A 19753-nucleotide genomic window follows, 5' to 3' on the forward strand; every position below is an offset into this window, starting at 1 on the left:
CCGTTGCTGCAGTACATGCTGCAATATTCATCGATACCTGACCTCCGCGCCGCCGCAGTTTCAATGTTTTGGCGCTTCTTTCGGTTAGCGTCGATGTTGGCGCTGCCGATCCGCATCTCAGGCCAGTATCTCCGGCCCTGCCGATCTCAGCTTTGTTTGCCCGATAAACGGGCAGTAAATAGACGAAATCCGCGCTCGCCTTGCTGGACAGTTTTTGGCTGTCGGCCCGGCTCAAGGGGCCTGTATGGTCTTGGCGTAAGCTCGGGTTCGTTCGCTATCCCGTCAGCCCATGAGGGCGACGGAAGCAATACACCTAGGAAAACGCTTTGACCCAAGCTTCGTTTGCCGACCTCGGCCTCGCACAGCCTATTCTCGACACCCTGGTTACCTCGGGTTACACCGAGCCCACCCCGATTCAAGCCGCTGCCATCCCCATGTTGCTGCAACGCCGCGACGTGATGGCCTCGGCTGCCACCGGCACCGGCAAGACCGCAGCCTTCATGCTGCCGGCGCTGAACTTCCTGACCAACAAGTCGGAAAAGCCGGGCAAGGGCCCGCGCATCCTGGTTCTCTCGCCCACCCGCGAGCTGGCCGCCCAGATCAAGACCGCTGCCGAGACCTATGGCAAGCAGATCCGTCACGCCAAGGTAGTGAGCGTAGTCGGTGGCATGCCCTACCCGCTGCAGATCAAGCTGCTGTCGAGCCCGGTTGAAATCCTGGTTGCCACACCCGGCCGCCTGATCGACCTGATGGACCGCGGTCGTATCGACCTCGGCCGTCTGGAAATGCTGGTGCTCGACGAGGCCGACCGCATGCTGGACCTCGGCTTCCGTGACGACATCGCCCACATTGCCACCAAGCTGCCGCAAGAGCGCGTGACCGCCCTGTTCTCGGCCACGCTGGATGGCGACATCGCCTCCATCGCCCAGTCGCTGCTGAACAACCCTGAACGTATCGAAATCGCTCCGCCGCCCAAGCGCCAGGAACAGATCGTCGAAAAGCTGCACTACGCCGACGACATCACCCACAAGGCCAAGCTGCTGGACCGTATCCTGGAAGACGAAGCCGTTGGCCAGGCCATCATCTTCATCGCCACCAAGCTCGACGCTGCCGACTTGTCCGATCGCTTGCTGGGCCAAGGCAAGAAGGCCGCCGCCCTGCACGGCGATATGCCGCAACGCGAGCGTACCCGTACCCTGGCCCGCCTCAAGAAGGGCGAGATCGATGTGCTGGTCGCCACCGATGTGGCCGCCCGCGGTATCGACGTTGCCGGCATCACCCACGTGGTGAACTTCGACCTGCCCAAGTTCGCAGAAGACTATGTGCACCGTATCGGCCGTACCGGCCGCGCCGGTCGCGATGGCATTGCCATCTCCTTCGCCGCCAAGCACGAAGTGCCAGCCCTGCGCCGTATCGAGAAGTTCGTCGGCCGCAAGCTGAACCCGTATCAGCTGGAAGGCCTGGAAGCCCGTTTCGAGCCGCGCCCCAGCAATGGCAGCCGCTTTGGCGACAAGCGCGACGGCGGCCGCAAGTTCGGTGATCGTCCGCGTGACGGTGGCAAGCGTTTTGACGAACGCAAGCCCTACGGCGACAAGCCGCAAGGTGACCGCAAGCCCTTCGGTGAGCGCAAGTCCTTTGGTGATCGTCCGGCCTACGCTGGCGACCGTGACAATGCTGGCAACCGTGGCGATAACTTCGGCAACCGCGAAGGTAGCTTCAGCAACCGCAAGCCGGCTGGCGAAGGCCGTAGCTTCGATCGCAAGCCCTATGGCGATCGCGACAACCGTGGCAACTTTGCTGATCGCGACAACCGCGGCAACTTCGCTGACCGCGACAACCGTGGCAACCGTGGCAACTTCAAGGGCCTGGAATCGGATTCCACCGTCTACGCCGAGCAACCGCGCCTGACCTTGCACAGCCCGTTCGAAAACGGCAACCGCAAGGGCGGTAACCGCGGCCAGGGTAGCGGCAATGGCAACGGTAACCGCGGCCAGGGCTTCAGCCGTGGCGGTGGCGACAACCGCGGCAACGTGGCGCCCAAGCGCCCCGGCGGTCGTCCCTCCTTCGGCAACCGCGATTTCGACTAAGCCGTTAGCGCGTCATGAAAAGCCACCCCCAGGGGTGGCTTTTTTGTTGTCCGTCGAGCCCTGGCTGACCCGTACAGCGCGCTTGGCAACGCAGATGTTCTATAAATTCCGTCAGGGGGTACGAGGCCGTGCCCCGTCAGGCCGTCGGCTTGCCGGGTGCAATGGCACGGAACAAGAAAAATAGCGAGTGGAACGGAACTTCATGACCCTTCGGACCAAACTCATCTTGCTCGTGGCGGGCCTGCTCACCCTGATGCTGTTCATGGGGATCAGCAATCTCATGAAACTGGCCAGTACCAACGAGCATTTCGCCAGCACCTACAACGACCGGGTCGTCCCGCTGAAGCAGCTCAAGGTGGTCTCGGACATGTACGCGGTCAATATTGTGGACACGACCCACAAGCTCAACCACAAGGCGCTCAGTTGGGATGCCGCCAAACGCAACTATGCCGAGGCGCAGGCCAATATTACCCAGCAGTGGAAGGCCTATCTGGCCACCGAGTTGACCGATGAAGAGAAGCAGCTCGTCGCCCGTGCCGACGCCGACATGCGCAAGGCAGATAGCCTGGTGACTCAACTCAACCAGCTGATCGGTGCACAGGACAGTGCCGGTCTGGACCAACTGGCCCGCCAAGCGCTGTACCCGACCATAGACCCATTGACCGGTGCAATCTCGGATCTGGTTGAACTGCAGCTCAGGGAAGCCCGCAAGAGCTACGAAGCCGCCCAGCTCGACTATGCGCACACCCGTACCGTGACCATGGTCAGCCTGCTGCTCGGCTTACTGCTGGGCGCCGGGATCTCAAGCTGGCTCCTGATCGGCATGAACAACAAGATCGCCAGCCTGCGCAACACTTTGCGCACTGCGCGTGATGAAAACGACCTGACCTTGCGCGCGCCGGTACGCGGCGACGATGAGATCGACAGCATCGCGCGGGCCTACAACACCCTGGTGGACAATATGCAGGGGCTGGTCCGCACCGTGGCCGAGGCGGTGGATACCGTCAACCAGGAGGCCACCCAGCTGGCCACGACCACGGAGCAGGTGGCCGACGCCTCCAGCATGGGTTCGGAGGCAACCAGTTCCATGGCGGCAGCGGTTGAGGAAGTCACCGTCAGTATTGCTCATGTGGCCGATAACGCCCAGGAAGCGCATATCCGCGGCGAAGCCACGCTGCAGCAGGCACAGCAAGGTTCGCAGCGCATTCTTGCCACCGTCAGTCATATCAGCGAGATCGATACCGCAGTCTCGACCGCCGCCGACAAGGTCACCACGCTGGGTAACGATGCGACCAACATCACCTCCATCGTCGCCGTGATCAAGGACGTGGCGGACCAGACCAATCTCTTGGCACTCAACGCTGCGATTGAGGCAGCCCGCGCAGGTGAGCAGGGCCGCGGTTTTGCGGTGGTGGCAGACGAAGTGCGCAAGCTGGCGGAGCGGACCGCGGGCGCCACCCAGGACATTCAACAGATGGTCACCCAGATCAGCCATAACAGCCTGGAAGCGGTGGGAGCGATGTCGCAGACGGTAGCGCGTGCCCACGAGTGTGCCGAGCTGGCCAGCGGTGCAGGGGATTCGATCTCGGCGATTTCGGAGAGCATTGCCCTGGGCGAAGAGGCCATCGCCAGCATTGCGGAGGCGCTGCATGAGCACAAGGCAGGAACGCAGCAGATCGCCCAGCAGGTCGAGCGCGTCGCGCAGCTTAGCGAGGAGAACAATGCCGCCGTTGCAACCATGAGCCGAACCGCCGCCACGCTGGGTGGACTGACCGAACGCCTGCAAGGCGAGGTCCATCGCTTCCGCTACCACTGAGCCCGCCGCATGCTGCCATCCCCTCGCCTACCCAGCCTCAAACGCAGCCTCTGGCTGTTCTTTTCGATGCTGATCGCCGCCCAGATCGTCCTGGGCAGCCTGGTCTGGCTGGAAACCCACAGGCTGAGCATAGGCGGCCGGCTGTACGACAATATCGTGACCGCAAAAGACCTGGTCGCCGACATCCTGCCGCCACCGCTCTACCTGGTGGAAACACAGCTGGCCAGCTACGAGGTACAGGCCACGCCCGACCCAGCCCGGCTCGAGCAGTTGCGCGAGCATATCCGTCGCTATCGCGTACGCTTGCAGCACTGGCAAGCCAGCCCGCTGCCCGGCAGTTTGCAGACCACCCTGCAGGAACAGACTGCCGCCCCCGCGCTACGCTATTTGGCAGTATTGGAACAGCGATTGCTGCCAGCACTGGCGCGCAGCGACAGCAGCACCGTGGCTACGGCCCGCAGCGAGCTGGACCAGCTGTTCAAACAGCACCAGCAAGGTATTGCGTTACTGATCGAACAGGCGCAGCGCTACCAGACACAGCGCGAGCAGGAGGCTTTCCTTGCCCGGCGGCAGGGCGAGCTGGAGATCGGCCTTTTGGCAGCGATCGGCCCGGTCATGCTCCTGCTGGCCGGCTGGTGGGCTTGGCGGCGTTTGCGCGCCCAACTCGGCGGCGAGCCGGCGGTATTGCAGCAACTGGTCCTGGACATGGCCGCCGGCGACCTGACCCGCCAGCCGCGGCTCAGGGAAGGCGACAGCCGCAGCCTGATGGCCACCGTGGCCGCCATGCGCCAGCAATTGCAGCAAGTCATGCGGGAAATCCACCTTGGCAGCCAGGCCCTGGAAGAGCACGCCGCAGAGATTGCCGCCAATACTGAACTGCTGCGCCAGCAGAGCACCCAACTCGCCGGCAGCCTGAACGAGACGCAGTCTGCCTTGCGGCAGATCTGCTTTGGCGTGCGGCATGCCCGCGAGAGCGCAACGGCCAGCTCAAGCCTGACCCAGCAGGCTAGCACCCGCACCCGTCACGGCATCGATCTCGCCCTGGGCGCCAGCCAGGAGATGCAACGCATCAGCCAACTATTGACTCTGGTGGAGGATATTGCCTACCAGACCAATATGCTGTCGCTGAACGCCACCATCGAAGCCGCCCGCGCCGGCCAGCATGGGCGAGGCTTTGCCGTGGTCGCTGCCGAAGTACGTAAACTGGCGCAGCGCAGCCAGGCCGCCGCGGCCGAGGTCGACTCCCTGACCCGCAGCATTGCCGCCATGGCCGATGAAGCAGCCGGGGAGTTCGACGAGCTGCACAAGGTCATGGGCGATGCCGCCCTACGGGCCAGCGAGGTCGCCCAGGCCACGGAACTGCAGGACAACGGCACCCAACACATCAGCGATGCGGTCGGCCATTTCGCGCGCGCCACGGAAAGCGACAGCGCTACAGCCGAAGAGCTCGCCCGAACAGCGGAAGAGATGAGTGCCTTGGCTGAAAACCTGCGCCAGCGGGTTGCCTACTTCCGTTTGATGGCATGAGGTGCCTGTAAGCCAAGGCGAGCGAGCACGACCAAGTGGATATCAAGACAGGGCTGATCGCCATGCTTCCTTATCTCTCCCTCATACTCCTGCCGCTGATCGCCACCCTCTCTCTCAGCACCGCTCATGCCGACAACCTGGCACAAGCCGAGCGCGCCTACGTCCGGGGCGATCACAGCCAAGCACAGGCCGCCTACCGCCGCGACGCTCAGCGCGGGGTTGCTCTGGCCCAGTTCAACTACGCCATGATGCTCAAGCGGGGCGAAGGGGTCGAACGTACCGAAGCCTGGCAGCCCTGGCTGAAAAAAGCTGCGACCCAAGGGTTGCCGGAAGCGGCTTATGTCCTTGGCCTGGCCTTTGAGAATGGCGAAGGCCTGCCCCGCTCACAGCCCGATGCCACCCATTGGTTCCTGCAAGCCGCCAAGCGCGGGCATACGCAGGCCCAGTTGAGCGTGGCTACCCAGTACTACCTGGGTCGCGGCACTGACCGCGACATGGCCCAGGCGGCGTATTGGTACGAGAAGGCCGCACAAGGCGGTGACGTCGGAGCTCAGTATCTGATCGCCTCGATGTATGAGCATGGCGAGGGCATAGCCACCGATCGCAGCCAGGCGCTGCTGTGGTACAGCGCAGCGGCGCGGCAGGGCGACGTTGCCGCCCGACTCAAAGCCGAGGCGATAGCCAGGCAACGCTGAGCTTCAAGCCGGTTTACAGGAATAGCGCCAGAGCATGGGTCCAATCTGGTCGGGCTTGCCGGGCACGATGGTCTGGCTGCCGGCCGCGAGGTCAGCCAGACAGGGCACTTCTGCGAGATCGCCACGGTCCAGCACGATGCAGGTGTTGTAGCCATTGTTGGAGCTGGGATGGATATACAGTGCCCGCAAGGCTTCCCATTGACTGGGCGCGAGCCGCACCGACTCCGCTTGCTGGCCCAGCCAACGTGCCGCCACAAAGAGGCTTCCATCCGGCTCCGGCTCGCCACGGGCTGGTCGGGCCAGCCACCAACCACGGTTGCCGATATTCAGCGCCAGCAGGCCCGATACCAGCAGGGAGCTGGTCTCAGCCGGCAAAGCCATGCTGACGCCGAATTCGTCGATATCGATGATCGTGGCGTTGAACAGATAGGGATCGTTGCTCGGCACGCGATCGCCCTTCTGCCCCAGCAAGCCGCGTATGCGCAGGAAGTCAAAGGCGATACGGGCATCGCTATGGCGTATGACTGCCGGATTGGGGCAACGCCCGCGCCGGCCGACCCAGGACTGGGCTATACGCTCCAGCAGATCGGTGGGCAATCCAGCGGCAACCAGCCATGGGATGGGCTTGCCATCCCGCCATTCGGCTTGTAGCGCAAGCGCCTTGTCTGCCGCCGCTGCTAGGCCATAACAGAGCGCTGGCGTCTCGGGGCTGGGGCCCGCCCAACCGACAATACGGCAGGATTCATCCGCTTCAACATCCATGACCAATGGCGTGTCGCGGTGAAAGTCCGCCGCCAAGCGAACCTGCGGCGCCAACTCCCAGCAGGCTCGGGCGGTCACCGCGACTTCCGAGGCCAGCACGGTGCCAAAGGCATCGTGACTCAGCAGCAGATAAGCCAGCGAAAGGGCCGGCTCGCTCTCGGCGGCCAGCATCCCGACCGGCAAGGCACCATGGCGCACCAAGGCAAGATAAAGGCTGACCAGGCTCTCCCACTGCAAGTGAGCCCGGCGCGGATCAAGCAAGGCGCGGGCGGTATGCGCCAGACCCAGCCAGCGAAAATGCCCTGCCGCCCAATCACTGAGCCCCGCCACCCGGCCGCTGCCCCGTTGCAGCTGGACAGACTCCCGCACCGCCTCGATATAGCAGGCATTGGACAGCTGATCCGCCAACAGTGCCAGCCGCTTGCCGATCAGATCCCGCCGTACCGGCTTATCCTCATCCTTGGCAAGCTCCGCCATGGCCCGCTCTGCCCATTCCCAAGCTGTCGGCGCAATGGCGTCGATCAGCTTGCGCGCCGCCGGGCCGCTGGGCGAAACCGCCAGGCTTTCGCGCAGCGCCACATACAGCGCATCCAGCGCATTGATCATGGGCTGGCCGGGCAGTTGGTCCAGCACGTTGCGTAACGCCTTATTGGGCGTATCTTGCTGGATGGCAGGGAAAATACGTTCAAACATGGAAACGGCGAACCCCAAACCAGCCACCATGGCTGGCGGCTAGCAATCGCTTAGGCATTACGGAGAAAACCGGCCGCCACCGCGATCTGGTCGGCATGCAAAAAGGTTGGCGCATGGCCTACACCCTCGAAATCCACCCAGGTCGCGCGCGGACCGTGCTCGCTCATGGCGGTGGCTGTCTCGACCGATAACAGATCCGACAGCGCACCTCGGGTCAGCAGTACCGGGCAACGTATGTTCTCGTAGAGCGGCCAGAGATTGACGTCCGAGCCGTTGGCGCCCGTCTGGAACGGCACCGCGATCGCCGGATCGTAGTTCAGCCGCCAGCCACCCTTATCCGGCTTGAGCATGACCTCGGTCAGGAAAGCCCACTGCGCATCGTCGTGCGGGCCAAACGGTGCCGATACAGCACGAATATACGCCTCCGCCGCTTCGCGCGTGGGCATGAAGGGTGCCTTGCCGAGATACTCTCCGATACGCGCCAGTGCACTGGCCGCCAAGAGCGGTCCTACGTCATTCAGTACCAATCGGCGGATGGGGGTGCCGGGCATGGCTGCCAGGATCATACCGATCAGCCCCCCCATGGAGGTACCCATCCAGGCCACCTCGGCTACGTTCAGGCGGGCGATCAGCACCAGCATATCCTGCACATAGAGCGGAATCTGGTAGCCCATCGGGTCACGCAGCCATTCGCTCTCGCCACGCCCGACCACGTCAGGCGCCACAACCCGGAAGTCGCGGGCCAGCTCCTGGGCCAGGTACTCGAAATCGCGGCCGTTGCGGGTCAAGCCATGGGCACAGACCAGGACCTTAGGATTGTCCGGCTCGCCCCACTCGCGATAGGCCATCTTGTAGACGCCACTATCTCGACCGACAAGGACATGGGCAAGGCGGGCTGTAGGCATGGGGCGGACTCCGGTCTGGAAAGTATTCCTTTATAGCGCCAAACTGGCAGCGGGACCGCTACCCGACCTTCAGCGCCCCCACGACGCCCGCATCATACGCCATTGGCATAATCGTAGGTATCCCGCTGTACACTGCCTCGCGGCGCGGCGCGCAGGTATTGCGGCGGCCAGTAGCCGGTCGCCTCCAGCGCTTCTGCCGCCCGCAAGGGCCACTGCGGGTCACGCAACAACTCGCGGCCCAGCAGTACGAGGTCTGCCTGGCCGCTGGCAAGGATGTTTTCTGCCTGTTGGGCATCGGTGATCATGCCTACCGCGCCGCTGGCAATCCCGGCCTCCTGCCGCACCCGCTCGGCAAACCCGACCTGATAGCCAGGCCCGACCGGAATCTGCGCCTGCGGCGCGCTGCCGCCGGAAGAGACATCGATCAGGTCGACGCCACTCTCCTTCAAACGGCGGGCCAGCGCAACCGTCTCATCTGCCGTCCAACCGCCCTCGACCCAATCGGTTGCGGAAAGCCGGACCAGCAAAGGCAACTCAGCCGGCCATGCGGCACGGACCGCGGCAACAGTCTCCTGCAACAGGCGGATGCGATTGTCAAAGCTGCCACCATAAGCATCGGTGCGCAGATTGCTGAGCGGCGACAAGAACTGGTGCAGCAAATAGCCGTGCGCCGCATGGATCTCCACCAACTGGAAGCCGGCCTGCAAGGCTCGGCGGGCGGCGGCGGCAAAAGCCTGAGGAATGGCGGCGACACCGGCCGCATCCAGCGCCATTGGCTGCGGATAATTATCGGCAAAGGCAATAGCGGATGGTGCTACCGGCACCCAACCGCCATCTTGCGGAGCGATCGCGCCATTACCCGACCAAGGTCGATGGCAGCTGGCCTTGCGACCGGCGTGGGCCAGCTGGATGCCAGGCACAGCACCTTGTGAACGGATAAAGCGGGTGATGCGCGCCAGGGGCGCGATCTGCTCATCCGACCAGATACCCAGATCCTGCGGGCTGATGCGCCCTTCCGGGGTGACAGCGGTAGCTTCGGAGATCACAAGGCCTGCACCGCCGAACGCATAGCCACCCAGGTGGACCAAGTGCCAGTCGTTGGCCAAGCCGTCATGCGCCGAGTACTGACACATGGGCGAGACGGCAATCCGGTTGGCCAGGGTGAGTTGGCGCAAGGCCAGGGGTTCGAACAGGCGGGACATCGGGTGCTCCGAAGCAGATTGACCAGACCATGCAGATGGGGGCATTCAACCGACTTCCAAGCCCCAAGATTGGCCGGGTCGACCGACCATGACAGTCGGCGCCTGCAGAGCCCACCTGTATCGTGCAAACTCATCCCAAGCAGGCCATGATCCATGGTCCCGCCCTTACCGGCACAAAGGCCCCCCATGCGCACCGGCATACTCTACGCAGCAGCAGCCTACTTTATCTGGGGTCTCTTGCCGCTCTATCTCAAGGCCATGAAGCAGGTACCGGCGCAGGAAATCCTGATGCACCGGATGGCCTGGTCGCTGGTCTTCCTGATCGCGGTCCTGCTCGTTCGCAAACACTGGGACTGGCTAAAGCCTGCGCTCACCTCGCCACGTGTGCTGGGGCGCTTTATCGCCAGCGCCACCGTACTGTCGATCAACTGGTTTATCTATATCTGGGCGGTCAACGATGGTCGTGTGGTGGATGCCAGCCTGGGCTACTTCATCAACCCGCTGGTCAACGTGATGTTCGGCTATTTCCTGCTGCATGAGCGGCTACGCCGCACGCAATGGGCAGCGATTGCCGTGGCGGCGCTGGGGGTGCTGTGGCTGACCGTCCAGGCAGGGCAGCTGCCGTGGATCGGCCTGATGTTGGCCGCCAGCTTTGGTACCTACGGCCTGTTGCGCAAGACCGCGCCGCTCGGGGCGCTGGAAGGCCTCTCGCTCGAGACCCTGCTGCTGACGCCCTTTGCCCTGGCCTATATAAGCTGGCTGGCCGTGCAGGGACAGAGCGGCTTTATCAATGGCGACACCACCACTCGCTGGCTGTTGATCGCCGCCGGCCCCATCACCGCCATCCCCTTGCTGCTGTTCGCTGCCGGGGCACGCCGCATCCCCATGTCACTGCTGGGCCTCTTGCAGTACATCGGTCCGACCCTGCAGATGATGTTGGGGGTCTTTCTCTGGCACGAGCCTTTCAATCAGGGCAAGCTCATCGGCTTTGCGCTGATCTGGTCGGCGCTCGCGCTCTATACGCTGGAGGGCTACTTCGTCGGTCGTCGCCAAGCCATGGCAACCTGACCTCAAGCTACTCGCCCGGCCGGTACCAGAGTTCCTCGCGCTTGAGCGGCGTCTCCGGTGGCAGTAGCGGGTTGCGTAGTTCGATCACTGTTCGTCCTGCGACGTTAAGATCCTTGAGCACCGCACCGTAGTGCTCATTGAAAAGGGCTTGTAGCTTGCCATCGCGCACGGCCTTTTCCAGGCCACGCTCCAGATCACGGGCAAGCTGTGGCCGCTCCTTGCTGACAAAGAAATAGAACGCTGCCGGGTAGCGGATCAAGAGGTGGGGCTCCACGGCGAGATTGAGCTGGCTGTGCGCCAACCACTCTTCCTTGATCTCGATCAGCGAGCGCGGGAAATAGTCGAAACGTCCTGCCGACAACATCCTGAACAAGCCCTCGTACTGGTCGGTGGCCTCAACCTTGAGGCCATTACCACGCAGGATCTGGGTATCGGGCCAGTCGTGCATCTGCCCTGCACGGTACTTCCTGAGGCCTGCAAGATCATTCACCTTGGCAAACTCCGCCAGGCGTGACTGCTGCAGCAAGGCCAGGCGCCAGCCTATCAAGCCGCGATCCAAAGGTATGCGGACCGGTAGCAGCTCCTTTTCCCGCTCGATGCTGGTCATGGTCCAAATCAGGTCCACGAGGCCGGTATTGCGACGTATCTCGCCCAGGGCCCTGCTCTGTACCATCACCAGCTTACTGGGCTGGGGTTGGTAATTGGCGCCGCTTTCGCGGATGGCCAAGTCCAGCACTGCCAACATATAGGCAAGTTGGGGATCATCGCTGGCTTGATGCCGTTGATAAATCAAGGGGGCGGCACAAGCTTGCGAACCAAGCCAGCAAAGTAGACCCAGCAAGGCAATCCGCATTCCGTTCCTTCTCTTTGATGACAGAGGCCGGTCACGTACAAAAGATCGCAGCCGGCAGACCAAGGCGATATCGCTCTCGTACTATAGCGGAGCCCTCCCAGCCTATAATCCGACTGATACATCCAGACACACCATCATGCACTACGAACACCTGATCCAGATCAACGACCTCAACGACCCCCTGCTTACCAGCATGACCCGTGGCCAGCTGTGGCGCGGCCTTTTGCGCCGCGTGGAGCAGCCACAGGAATTCCTCGTCAACGTCGAGCATGTCGCCATCCTTGAACGTGGCGAAGGCTGGCTGAAGCGCGAAATGCTGCTGGGCAACCTGCGGGTGGAAGACCACATCACCCTGGAGCACGAGCGCCGCATCCACTTCGTGACGGCACCCAGCGAGCAGCACCAGGGCGGTACCTTCACCATGACCATTGAAGAACCCAACCCTGGCGATCTGTTCGTGCGCTTTGGCTACGTGACCGCCCTGCCCGAGGGCGGCGGCATGGATACGGAGGCCGGCGATGCCTATTTCGCCGACTTCATCAAATCGGCCTACCGCGACACCGACGTGGACACTATCCGCTGGATACGGGAACTGCTGGAGACTGGCGAACTGGACTGAGCTTCGCCAAGGCATGAAAAAAGCCGCGGGCCCAAGGCACTCGCGGCTTTTCGTCGGAACCCCTGCTGACGCAGGAAAACGACTTAACGTCGGAACAGGTAGACTAGCCAACCCATTTTGAACGCTCCTTTCACTTTCGGCGTCCCGTTGCTAGCGATGAGGCCAGAACGGTAGCTGTACGCGGGCGGTTGCAACCCTTGCCTTATTTCAACGACAACCACCGGCCACAGGCACACAGCCAATGTGTACCTCGCCTGCTCCGGCCCACGGCACCCCATTGGCGCCGCGCTTTTTACGCACTATCTAGCGTAATCCACTGATTTTACAGCACTGTGACAAAACGAGGAAGCCCCCAGCGGGATTCCACGGCCGCATGCTGGTACAATATCTCCATTGAGCGTGCACCAGTCTTCGCGCTCCATCCCTTGCCCACCCCGATTTGCCGTCCGCCCCAAGACTGCTGCTTGCCCAAGCGAGCAGGGCCGACCCAAATACCAGCACCTGCCGGTGCCCTGCCCTTGCGGTACGCCACCACCGGCCGGTTACCAGGAGTTCCAGATGTCATTTGCTTCCCTCGGCCTGTCGGACGATATCGTTCGCGCCGTGACCGAACTCGGCTACACCGAGCCCACCCCCATCCAGGCCCAGGCCATCCCCGCCGTGCTGACCGGGCGCGACCTTCTGGCCGGCGCGCAGACCGGTACCGGCAAGACTGCCGGATTTACTCTGCCCATCCTCCATCGCCTGTCCAACCGCGCCAACAAGGGCCCGTCGGAAGGTCGCCCACCGGTGCGCGCCCTGATCCTGACCCCGACCCGCGAATTGGCCGCACAGGTTGAGGAATCGGTACAGCAATACGGCAAGTACCTGAAGCTGACCTCCATGACCATGTTCGGTGGCGTCAGCATCAACCCGCAGATCAAACAGCTGCGCAGCCGCGTGGACATCCTGGTGGCCACCCCTGGCCGCCTGCTCGACCATGTGCAGCAGGGCACGCTGGACCTCAGCAAGGTCGAGATCCTGGTGCTGGACGAAGCAGACCGCATGCTGGACATGGGCTTTATCCGCGATATCAAGAAGATCCTCGCCCTGCTGCCCCGCGAAAGGCAGAACCTGCTGTTCTCGGCGACCTTCTCTGACGAGATCAAGGCTCTGGCAGACGGCCTGCTCAAGTCTCCGGAGCTGATCGAAGTCGCGCGCCGCAATGCCACTGCCGACACCATCGCCCAGACCATCCACCCGGTGGACCGCGACAAGAAGCGCCAACTGCTTGCGCACTTGATCAAAGAACACAACTGGTTCCAGGTATTGGTCTTCACTCGCACCAAGCACGGTGCCAACCGGCTGGCCGAACAGCTGGACAAGGACGGCATCAGCGCCATGGCCATCCACGGCAACAAGAGCCAGGGCGCCCGTACCCGAGCCTTGTCCGAATTCAAGGACGGCAGCCTGCAGGTACTGGTGGCGACCGATATCGCCGCCCGCGGTATCGACATTGACCAGCTGCCACACGTGGTGAACTATGAGCTGCCCAACGTGCCAGAGGACTACGTCCACCGTATCGGCCGCACCGGTCGCGCCGGCGCCGAAGGTGAAGCCGTATCACTGGTCTGCGTGGACGAGAAGAAGCTGCTGGCCGATATCGAACGCCTGATCAAGCGCGAGCTGCCCAAGGTCGTGATCCCTGGCTTCGAGCCCGATCCGACCATCAAGCCCGAACCCATCCAGCAGCGCTCCGGTGGCGGCGGTCGGCAAGGCCAAGGGCGCGGTGGTCCGCGTCCGGGTGGCAACGGCGGCAACAATGGCGGTGGCAATCGCCGTGAGCAAGCACCCAAGTCGCAAGGCAATGGTCAAGCCAGGCAGCCCGTTGCTCAAGCCGGCAACCACAACAGCCGCGGCCCCGGCGTGGGCCGTCGCCCGACCGGCCGGCACCATTGATTTCCTAACAAGCAGGGAACCATTCGATGAAAAAAACCGATCTGGAAAAGTTGCGCGGCCTGAAGATCAACGAGAAGCTGGCCAAGACCGAAGTACCTGACCGTTTTGGCAAGGCCTCTACCGGGCAGACCGCCAACACGGCGCCCAAGGGCCTGATCGGCGCACTGCTGAAGAAGGCGCCGAAGTAAGCGTCGAATAGCCAAAGAGCCGGTGCCGTGTGCACCGGCTTTTTTGTTGCCTGCGCATTGCGCAGGTAGCGTAGACGACAGGCAATAAAAAACCCGGCTTGCGCCGGGTTCTTTATACAACGTCAAGCAGTCTGAATTAGACGGGCTTGATGTTGGAGGCTTGCTTGCCCTTGGGGCCAGTGGTCACGTCGAACTCGACCTTCTGGTTTTCTTGCAGGGACTTGAAGCCGTTCGATTGGATCTGCGAGAAGTGCGCGAACAGGTCGTCGCCGCCTTCGTCCGGGGTGATGAAGCCGAAGCCCTTGGAGTCATTGAACCACTTAACGGTACCGGTTGCCATGATGCTATTCCTTGTTGGAAATAAGTAAAGAAATGCGGACGTCAAACAAAGGAGGGCGAATCGGGATACCACTAAGGGTACGAGAGCTGCCTGTGACCTACGACTTGAACTGCCTGCAGCGCGCTTTTTACGCGATTCCTACGCGCATTGCAAAGCATTTTTGCAAGAAAGCGCAAAGTTCCCGATATTAGGCTGCATCAGGCCTGGAACCGGATCAGTCAGGTTTGCGCAAACCCAACGCGTCCCACCCCGCCCGTCCCAGGCGCTCCAGGGTCTCGATATTCTTCTCAAAGATGGAGGCGGCATCCGGAAAGGCGGCCACCGCCTTATCCAGACTGGCTTCCCGCAAGAGATGCAGGGTTGGATACGGCGAGCGGTTGCTGAAGTTGCTGATGTCGCCCGGCTCGGTATCCTCGAACTGATAGTCAGGATGAAAGCTGGCGATCTGGATCACACCTTCCAGCTCGTGCTCGGCAACCACGCCGTCCGCCACCTCAAGAAACTCGTTGTAGTCAAGGAAGTCGTTGAGTATCCAGGGGTGGATCAGCAAGGTCGTGTCGATCTGCTCGGGGTCGGTCTCGGCCAGCAATTGCAGCTCGCTATCCAGGTCCTCCAGCAGGCGATCGAGGTTGCGGGCCTCGCTAACCACGAAACGCACCTGGTTCTTGACGTAGACCGATTTGGCAAATGGGCACAGATTGAGGCCGATGACCGCTTTTTCGAGCCATTCGCGCGTAGCGGCAATGACATTGTCGTGTTCAGTATTCATGGGCGAGATAAAGGAAGTCAGGCTTGCTATTCTATCGCCTAAGTGGCCGTGCCCCCTCCTCCCATGACAACACCCAACCCCAACCAGCCCACCTATATCCATCCGTCGCAGCTCTGTGTGGGCCTGTACGTGCGGCTTGAACTGGACTGGCTGGCACATCCGTTCACCTTCAACCAGTTCAAGATCACCAAGCAAGAACAGATCGACACCTTGCGCTCACTGGGGCTGGACCGTATCCGTATCGACACCAAGCGCAGCGCGGCCAAGCCCCTGCCCATCGCGGAACAGCCGACCGAGCCGGTGCCAGCCAAGCCCAATCTCGATGCCGCCATTGTCGCCAAACGGGTGCGCGTGGAGCGGCTGAGCCAGCACCGGGCAGCACTCAATGAATGTGAGCGCAAGTTCCAGGGAGCCGCCAAGGCACTCAAGACGATCACCCGCAACCTGTTCGCCCGCCCGGGTGAGTCGATGGCCGAAGCCGCTGCGCTGATCGAGGGCTTGGTCGATTCGATGCTGACCGACCGCGACATCGCCATCCATTTGATGAACGACAAGCTAGGCGGAGAAGAGGTCTACTTCCATCAGCTCAATGTGGCGGTGTTGGCCATGATGCTGGGCAAGCAGCTCAATATGAGCCGCGAGCAACTGACCGAACTCGGCATGGGAGCGCTGTTCCACGACATCGGCAAGGTCGAGCTGCCCAGCCAGCTGCTGCAGAAGACCGAGCCGCTAAGCCCCAGCGAGCAGGATTTGTTGATGAGGCACACTCACTTCGGCCTTGAGATCGGCAAGAAGCTGAACCTGTCACCCGAGGCGCTGGCTGTCGTGTTCCAGCATCACGAGAACATGGACGGCAGCGGCTATCCGCATGCGTTGCGGGGCGAGGAAATCCTGCCGCTGTCGCGCCTGGTGGCCATCGTCAACGAGTATGACAACCTCTGCAACCGACCCAACCCGCGCGATTCGTTGACGCCCTACGAGGCACTGGCACACATGTTCGGGCAGCACCGCGGCCGCTTCGACCCTCAGGCGCTGGGCATCTTCATCCGCTGCATGGGGGTTTACCCTCCGGGTACCCTGGTCCAGCTCTCCAACAATGCGCTGGGTCTTGTCATGGCGGTCAACGCCAGCAAGCCGCTGAAGCCGACGGTGCTGATCTACGACCCCAGCGTCCCTAAGCACGAGGCCATCATCCTCGACCTGGAGAGCGAGACCGAACTCAATATCGTCAAGAGCATTCGGCCTGGCCTGCTGCCTCAACCGGTTTTTGCCTATTTGAATCCGCGCAAGCGGATGACCTATTACGCAGACAGCGTACCCACCCAGGCCACACCGACCTGAAGCTAGTCCAGCAGCTCGGCGTCCGAATCACACCCTTTGCCAGCTGCAATCCGCCGCGCCAGCCAGCGCCGGGCCACGGGTTCAGCCCAGGCCGGCAGCCAGCGCAGATAGCGACGCGGGTTCAACAGCACTCCGCAGCCATAGCGTGCAGTCTGCGCCTGCCACTGCAACGCCGGGCAAGCGCCCTCACGTTGCCCGAACAACCACTGCCCGACCGGACAGGGCTCGGCCGAGCAGCACACGCCACAACCATTGCAGGGTTGCCCCAGCACCGGTTTGTCGGGCGCCTGGGCGTGGAGCCGGATGTACTGCAAGCCTGTCCCCTGTCCCATTCAAAGAAGTCGAATCAGTCGATCACAAAAAACCACTATTTTTTCCGCCGCCGTTATTCATACTGCGCAAGTAACCCCATCACCCACACCACCAAGGAGCGGACCATGGCCAAAGTCGCCATTGTTTATCACAGCGGTTATGGACACACCAAGAAAGCCGCGGAGGCCGTGCACGCCGGCGCCAGCGGTGCAGGCGCCGAGGCAACGCTGTATGCCCTCGATGCCGAGGGCAATCTACCCGACGGCACCTGGCCTGCCCTGGACGCTGCCGATGCCATCATCTTCGGTTCGCCGACCTATATGGGCAGCGTCTCCTGGCAGTTCAAGAAATTCGCTGATGCCAGCTCCAAGCCATGGTTCACCCAGAACTGGAAGGACAAGATCGCTGCCGGCTTTACCAATTCGGCCACCATGAATGGCGACAAACATTCCACCCTGCATTACATGATGACGCTGGCCATGCAGCACAGCATGGTCTGGATCGGCACCGGCCTGTTGCCCGCCAACAGCAAGGCGGCCCAGCGCAACGACATCAACTACGTCGGCTCCTTTGGCGGCCTGATGACCCAGTCTCCTTCCGACTCCAGCCCCGAGGAAGGGCCCCTGCCCGGCGATCTGGCCACCGCAAAACTGTTTGGCGCGCGCGTCGCCGAATACGCCCGCAAGACCCGCGGCTAGGCACAAAAAAGGGACGGGCTCTGCCCGTCCCTACGTTGATCGGCCCGTTCGATCACACTCAGTAACGCCAGTGGCAGAGAAAGAGGTAGGCCACTGAGATCTGCACCATCACCACGAATGCACCACTGGCAAACATGCCGGTCGCCCCTGCCAGCAGGCTGGAGGCCACAGGTAGCATGATGCCAGCCTGGCCCAGCGCCTCGAGCAGGAAAATCACCCCCAGCGACAGCAGGAAGATCACCAGCCACTTGGCGATATAGCTCGGCAAATAACCTCGTCGCTCGCGGTTGTAGCGGTAGGCAGCGGCTTGCTCGAGCAGATTGCCCTGGTTCACGTCCTTGAACATCCAGAACGGCCAGAAATAGAGGTAGATCAGCCAGCTTAGCGACTCGGACTCGACGTTGGTCACATGCGCGGGTGCCATGACAAGCGCTCCTCTTAGCGGGGTTGATCGATACTATCAACATGGCCCAGCGCGCTGGCTTTTTCATGTCCGTTCGGCGGAAAGCATGCTGGCGGCGAACGGCCGAAGGCCTGCACTATGCCTGTGGCATTTCGCTGACAAGGGGCCTAAAACACGGGGATTTCGTGAAAAAACAGAGGGTTTGCTGGTAGTATGCGCGGCCTTTTGGCCGCTTTCGTGCCAAACCGACCACTCAAACCCATACCAACATGCCCCGCCGCCCTCTACCCCTGCTGCTGCTTGCCCTGCTTGCCCCCTTTTCCGCCCTTGCCGACACCAATACCGCGCCACAAAGCGAAGGCCCGCTGCAATACACCGGCAGCACTGGTCGCGTCTCGATCGGCTACGTCAATGGCGGCCACGTGCAAGGCGAGTTGCTGGGTGTGTTGAGCGAGAGCACCGACAGTGCCTGGCTGGGTGAAGCCTGGTTCTCCCGCTCCGCCGGAGGTCTGCAGCTGAGCTGGCATCGCAATGTTGGCGAGTTGGTAAACAAGTATTTCCTGGCGCTGGACCAGAACGACAACCATGACCGCAAGCTCACCGCCGGTTACGGCCTGGAACAGGAAGACTGGTTCGGCAATGCTTACCTCAGCCACGGTCTGAGTGGCCGTCGCGAAGTAGGCCAAAGTGGCGATACGCAAGTCAGCCAAGCCAGCGGTAGTGACAATGGTCGCCCCTACGTCGACACGATCACTACGACCACAACCTCGCGCCTGTTCGAGCGCGCCTATGACTACGGTGTGGGTCTGCGAGTCGGCCGCAACTTCGACAACAACTCGCTACGGCTAACTGGCGGTCTGGATTACGAATGGGGCAAGCAGAGCGCTCGCCAGACCAATGTCTCGCTGCTGGGCGAAAAATTCTTCGTCGGCACCCCACACAGCGTTGCGCTGCAGCTGGACCACTACCAGAAGAGCGGCAGCCTCGATGCCCAGCGCAACGACAACCGCGCGATCCTGAGCTACCGCTACAGCTTCGGCAAGGCTGCCAGCAGCCAACCCCAGACCATGTACCGTATGGTGGCGGATCCTCGCCCAGTCGTAGCACCTACGGTCATTCCGGCCCATACCGAGCGCAAGCTGGTCAAGACCACGGCCAGCATGAACAGCGACGCCTTCTTCCAGATCGGCAGTACCAAGCTGACCGACACTGCCCGCGAGGCATTGGACCATGTAGTCGAGCAACTCAAGGCCGGCGGTCGTGAAGGCAATGTCCACATTGTCGGCCATACCTGCGATATCGGTAGCGATGCGGTCAACGACAAACTTTCGATGCAGCGCGCCGAAGTGGTACGTGACTACCTGATCGCCGCCGGTGTGCTGAGTTCCGATGCCGCCATACTGGAAGGCAAGGGAAAGCGGGAACCGAAGTACCCGGCCAAGCCTGACACCCGTGAGAAGAACCGTCGCGTAGACCTCGAGTTCGTCACCAAGGTCGAAACCGAACAGCTGACCGAAGTCCCCGCCCAAACCGTGCC

At 62.1% G+C, this 19753-nt stretch carries 19 protein-coding genes; 11 read left to right on the plus strand and 8 right to left on the minus strand.

Annotated elements, in window-relative coordinates:
• Positions 1-326: 326 nt before the first annotated feature.
• The 4 genes from VIM95_RS17845 to VIM95_RS17860 all read left to right on the plus strand — a co-directional run bounded on the left by VIM95_RS17845 (position 327) and on the right by VIM95_RS17860 (position 6125).
• Positions 327-2087 (plus strand): DEAD/DEAH box helicase, encoded by a 1761-nt coding sequence (locus tag VIM95_RS17845; protein WP_331988423.1) that lies wholly within the window; start codon positions 327-329, stop codon positions 2085-2087.
• A gap of 202 nt (positions 2088-2289) precedes the next feature.
• Positions 2290-3903 carry a methyl-accepting chemotaxis protein gene (locus VIM95_RS17850; RefSeq protein WP_331988425.1) on the plus strand — a complete coding sequence of 538 codons (1614 nt, stop codon included), beginning with the start codon at positions 2290-2292 and terminating at the stop codon, positions 3901-3903.
• 9 nt (positions 3904-3912) lie between these two features.
• Entirely contained in the window at positions 3913-5430 is a 1518-nt protein-coding gene (locus VIM95_RS17855) for a methyl-accepting chemotaxis protein (protein ID WP_331988427.1), read from the plus strand.
• A 35-nt stretch (positions 5431-5465) separates the two neighbouring features.
• Positions 5466-6125 (plus strand): tetratricopeptide repeat protein, encoded by a 660-nt coding sequence (locus VIM95_RS17860; protein ID WP_331988429.1) that lies wholly within the window; start codon positions 5466-5468, stop codon positions 6123-6125.
• A 3-nt stretch (positions 6126-6128) separates the two neighbouring features.
• Here the strand turns inward: VIM95_RS17860 and VIM95_RS17865 are convergent, their stop codons facing one another.
• The 3 genes from VIM95_RS17865 to VIM95_RS17875 all read right to left on the minus strand — a co-directional run bounded on the left by VIM95_RS17865 (position 6129) and on the right by VIM95_RS17875 (position 9687).
• Entirely contained in the window at positions 6129-7580 is a 1452-nt protein-coding gene (locus tag VIM95_RS17865; RefSeq protein ID WP_331988431.1) for a hypothetical protein, read from the minus strand.
• A gap of 50 nt (positions 7581-7630) precedes the next feature.
• Entirely contained in the window at positions 7631-8485 is an 855-nt protein-coding gene (locus VIM95_RS17870; RefSeq protein WP_331988433.1) for an alpha/beta hydrolase, read from the minus strand.
• A gap of 92 nt (positions 8486-8577) precedes the next feature.
• Positions 8578-9687, minus strand: a complete 1110-nt coding sequence (locus VIM95_RS17875; RefSeq protein ID WP_331988435.1) for an NADH:flavin oxidoreductase/NADH oxidase — start codon at positions 9685-9687, stop codon at positions 8578-8580.
• Between the two features lie 186 nt (positions 9688-9873).
• On the opposite strand from VIM95_RS17875, the gene rarD reads away from it, so the two are divergent.
• Positions 9874-10755: an EamA family transporter RarD gene (rarD, locus tag VIM95_RS17880; RefSeq protein WP_331988437.1), complete on the plus strand. Its 882-nt coding sequence runs from the start codon at positions 9874-9876 to the stop codon at positions 10753-10755.
• A gap of 7 nt (positions 10756-10762) precedes the next feature.
• Here the strand turns inward: rarD and VIM95_RS17885 are convergent, their stop codons facing one another.
• The gene (locus VIM95_RS17885; protein ID WP_331988439.1) at positions 10763-11500 is read right to left on the minus strand and encodes a transporter substrate-binding domain-containing protein; all 738 of its coding nucleotides are present in this window, start codon (positions 11498-11500) and stop codon (positions 10763-10765) included.
• Positions 11501-11744: 244 nt separating this feature from the next.
• Between VIM95_RS17885 and VIM95_RS17890 the strand changes: the two genes are divergently transcribed.
• The 3 genes from VIM95_RS17890 to VIM95_RS17900 all read left to right on the plus strand — a co-directional run bounded on the left by VIM95_RS17890 (position 11745) and on the right by VIM95_RS17900 (position 14353).
• Complete coding sequence (locus VIM95_RS17890) at positions 11745-12227, plus strand: SRPBCC family protein (protein WP_331988441.1); 483 nt, start codon at positions 11745-11747, stop codon at positions 12225-12227.
• A 558-nt stretch (positions 12228-12785) separates the two neighbouring features.
• Positions 12786-14165: a DEAD/DEAH box helicase gene (locus tag VIM95_RS17895; RefSeq protein WP_331988443.1), complete on the plus strand. Its 1380-nt coding sequence runs from the start codon at positions 12786-12788 to the stop codon at positions 14163-14165.
• A gap of 26 nt (positions 14166-14191) precedes the next feature.
• Positions 14192-14353 (plus strand): hypothetical protein, encoded by a 162-nt coding sequence (locus tag VIM95_RS17900; protein ID WP_331988445.1) that lies wholly within the window; start codon positions 14192-14194, stop codon positions 14351-14353.
• Positions 14354-14489: 136 nt separating this feature from the next.
• On the opposite strand, the gene VIM95_RS17905 is transcribed toward VIM95_RS17900, so the two are convergent.
• Positions 14490-14693, minus strand: coding sequence for a cold-shock protein (locus VIM95_RS17905; protein WP_331988447.1), 204 nt, complete (start codon positions 14691-14693; stop codon positions 14490-14492).
• 214 nt (positions 14694-14907) lie between these two features.
• Complete coding sequence (locus VIM95_RS17910) at positions 14908-15462, minus strand: DUF1415 domain-containing protein (protein ID WP_331988449.1); 555 nt, start codon at positions 15460-15462, stop codon at positions 14908-14910.
• Positions 15463-15525: 63 nt separating this feature from the next.
• On the opposite strand from VIM95_RS17910, the gene VIM95_RS17915 reads away from it, so the two are divergent.
• Positions 15526-16803 (plus strand): HD-GYP domain-containing protein, encoded by a 1278-nt coding sequence (locus VIM95_RS17915; RefSeq protein WP_331988451.1) that lies wholly within the window; start codon positions 15526-15528, stop codon positions 16801-16803.
• Between the two features lie 2 nt (positions 16804-16805).
• Here the strand turns inward: VIM95_RS17915 and VIM95_RS17920 are convergent, their stop codons facing one another.
• Positions 16806-17117 (minus strand): hypothetical protein, encoded by a 312-nt coding sequence (locus VIM95_RS17920; RefSeq protein ID WP_331988453.1) that lies wholly within the window; start codon positions 17115-17117, stop codon positions 16806-16808.
• Between the two features lie 123 nt (positions 17118-17240).
• On the opposite strand from VIM95_RS17920, the gene VIM95_RS17925 reads away from it, so the two are divergent.
• On the plus strand, positions 17241-17813 hold the full coding sequence (locus VIM95_RS17925) for a flavodoxin family protein (RefSeq protein WP_331988455.1): 573 nt from the start codon (positions 17241-17243) through the stop codon (positions 17811-17813).
• 58 nt (positions 17814-17871) lie between these two features.
• Here VIM95_RS17925 and VIM95_RS17930 read toward each other — a convergent pair whose 3' ends face one another.
• Positions 17872-18237 (minus strand): hypothetical protein, encoded by a 366-nt coding sequence (locus VIM95_RS17930; RefSeq protein WP_331988457.1) that lies wholly within the window; start codon positions 18235-18237, stop codon positions 17872-17874.
• Positions 18238-18485: 248 nt separating this feature from the next.
• On the opposite strand from VIM95_RS17930, the gene VIM95_RS17935 reads away from it, so the two are divergent.
• A partial coding sequence (locus VIM95_RS17935) for an OmpA family protein (RefSeq protein WP_331988459.1) occupies positions 18486-19753 on the plus strand: 1268 nt, incomplete at its 3' end.

This window comes from Chitinimonas sp. (assembly GCF_036568685.1).
Classification (GTDB): domain Bacteria; phylum Pseudomonadota; class Gammaproteobacteria; order Burkholderiales; family Chitinimonadaceae; genus Chitinimonas.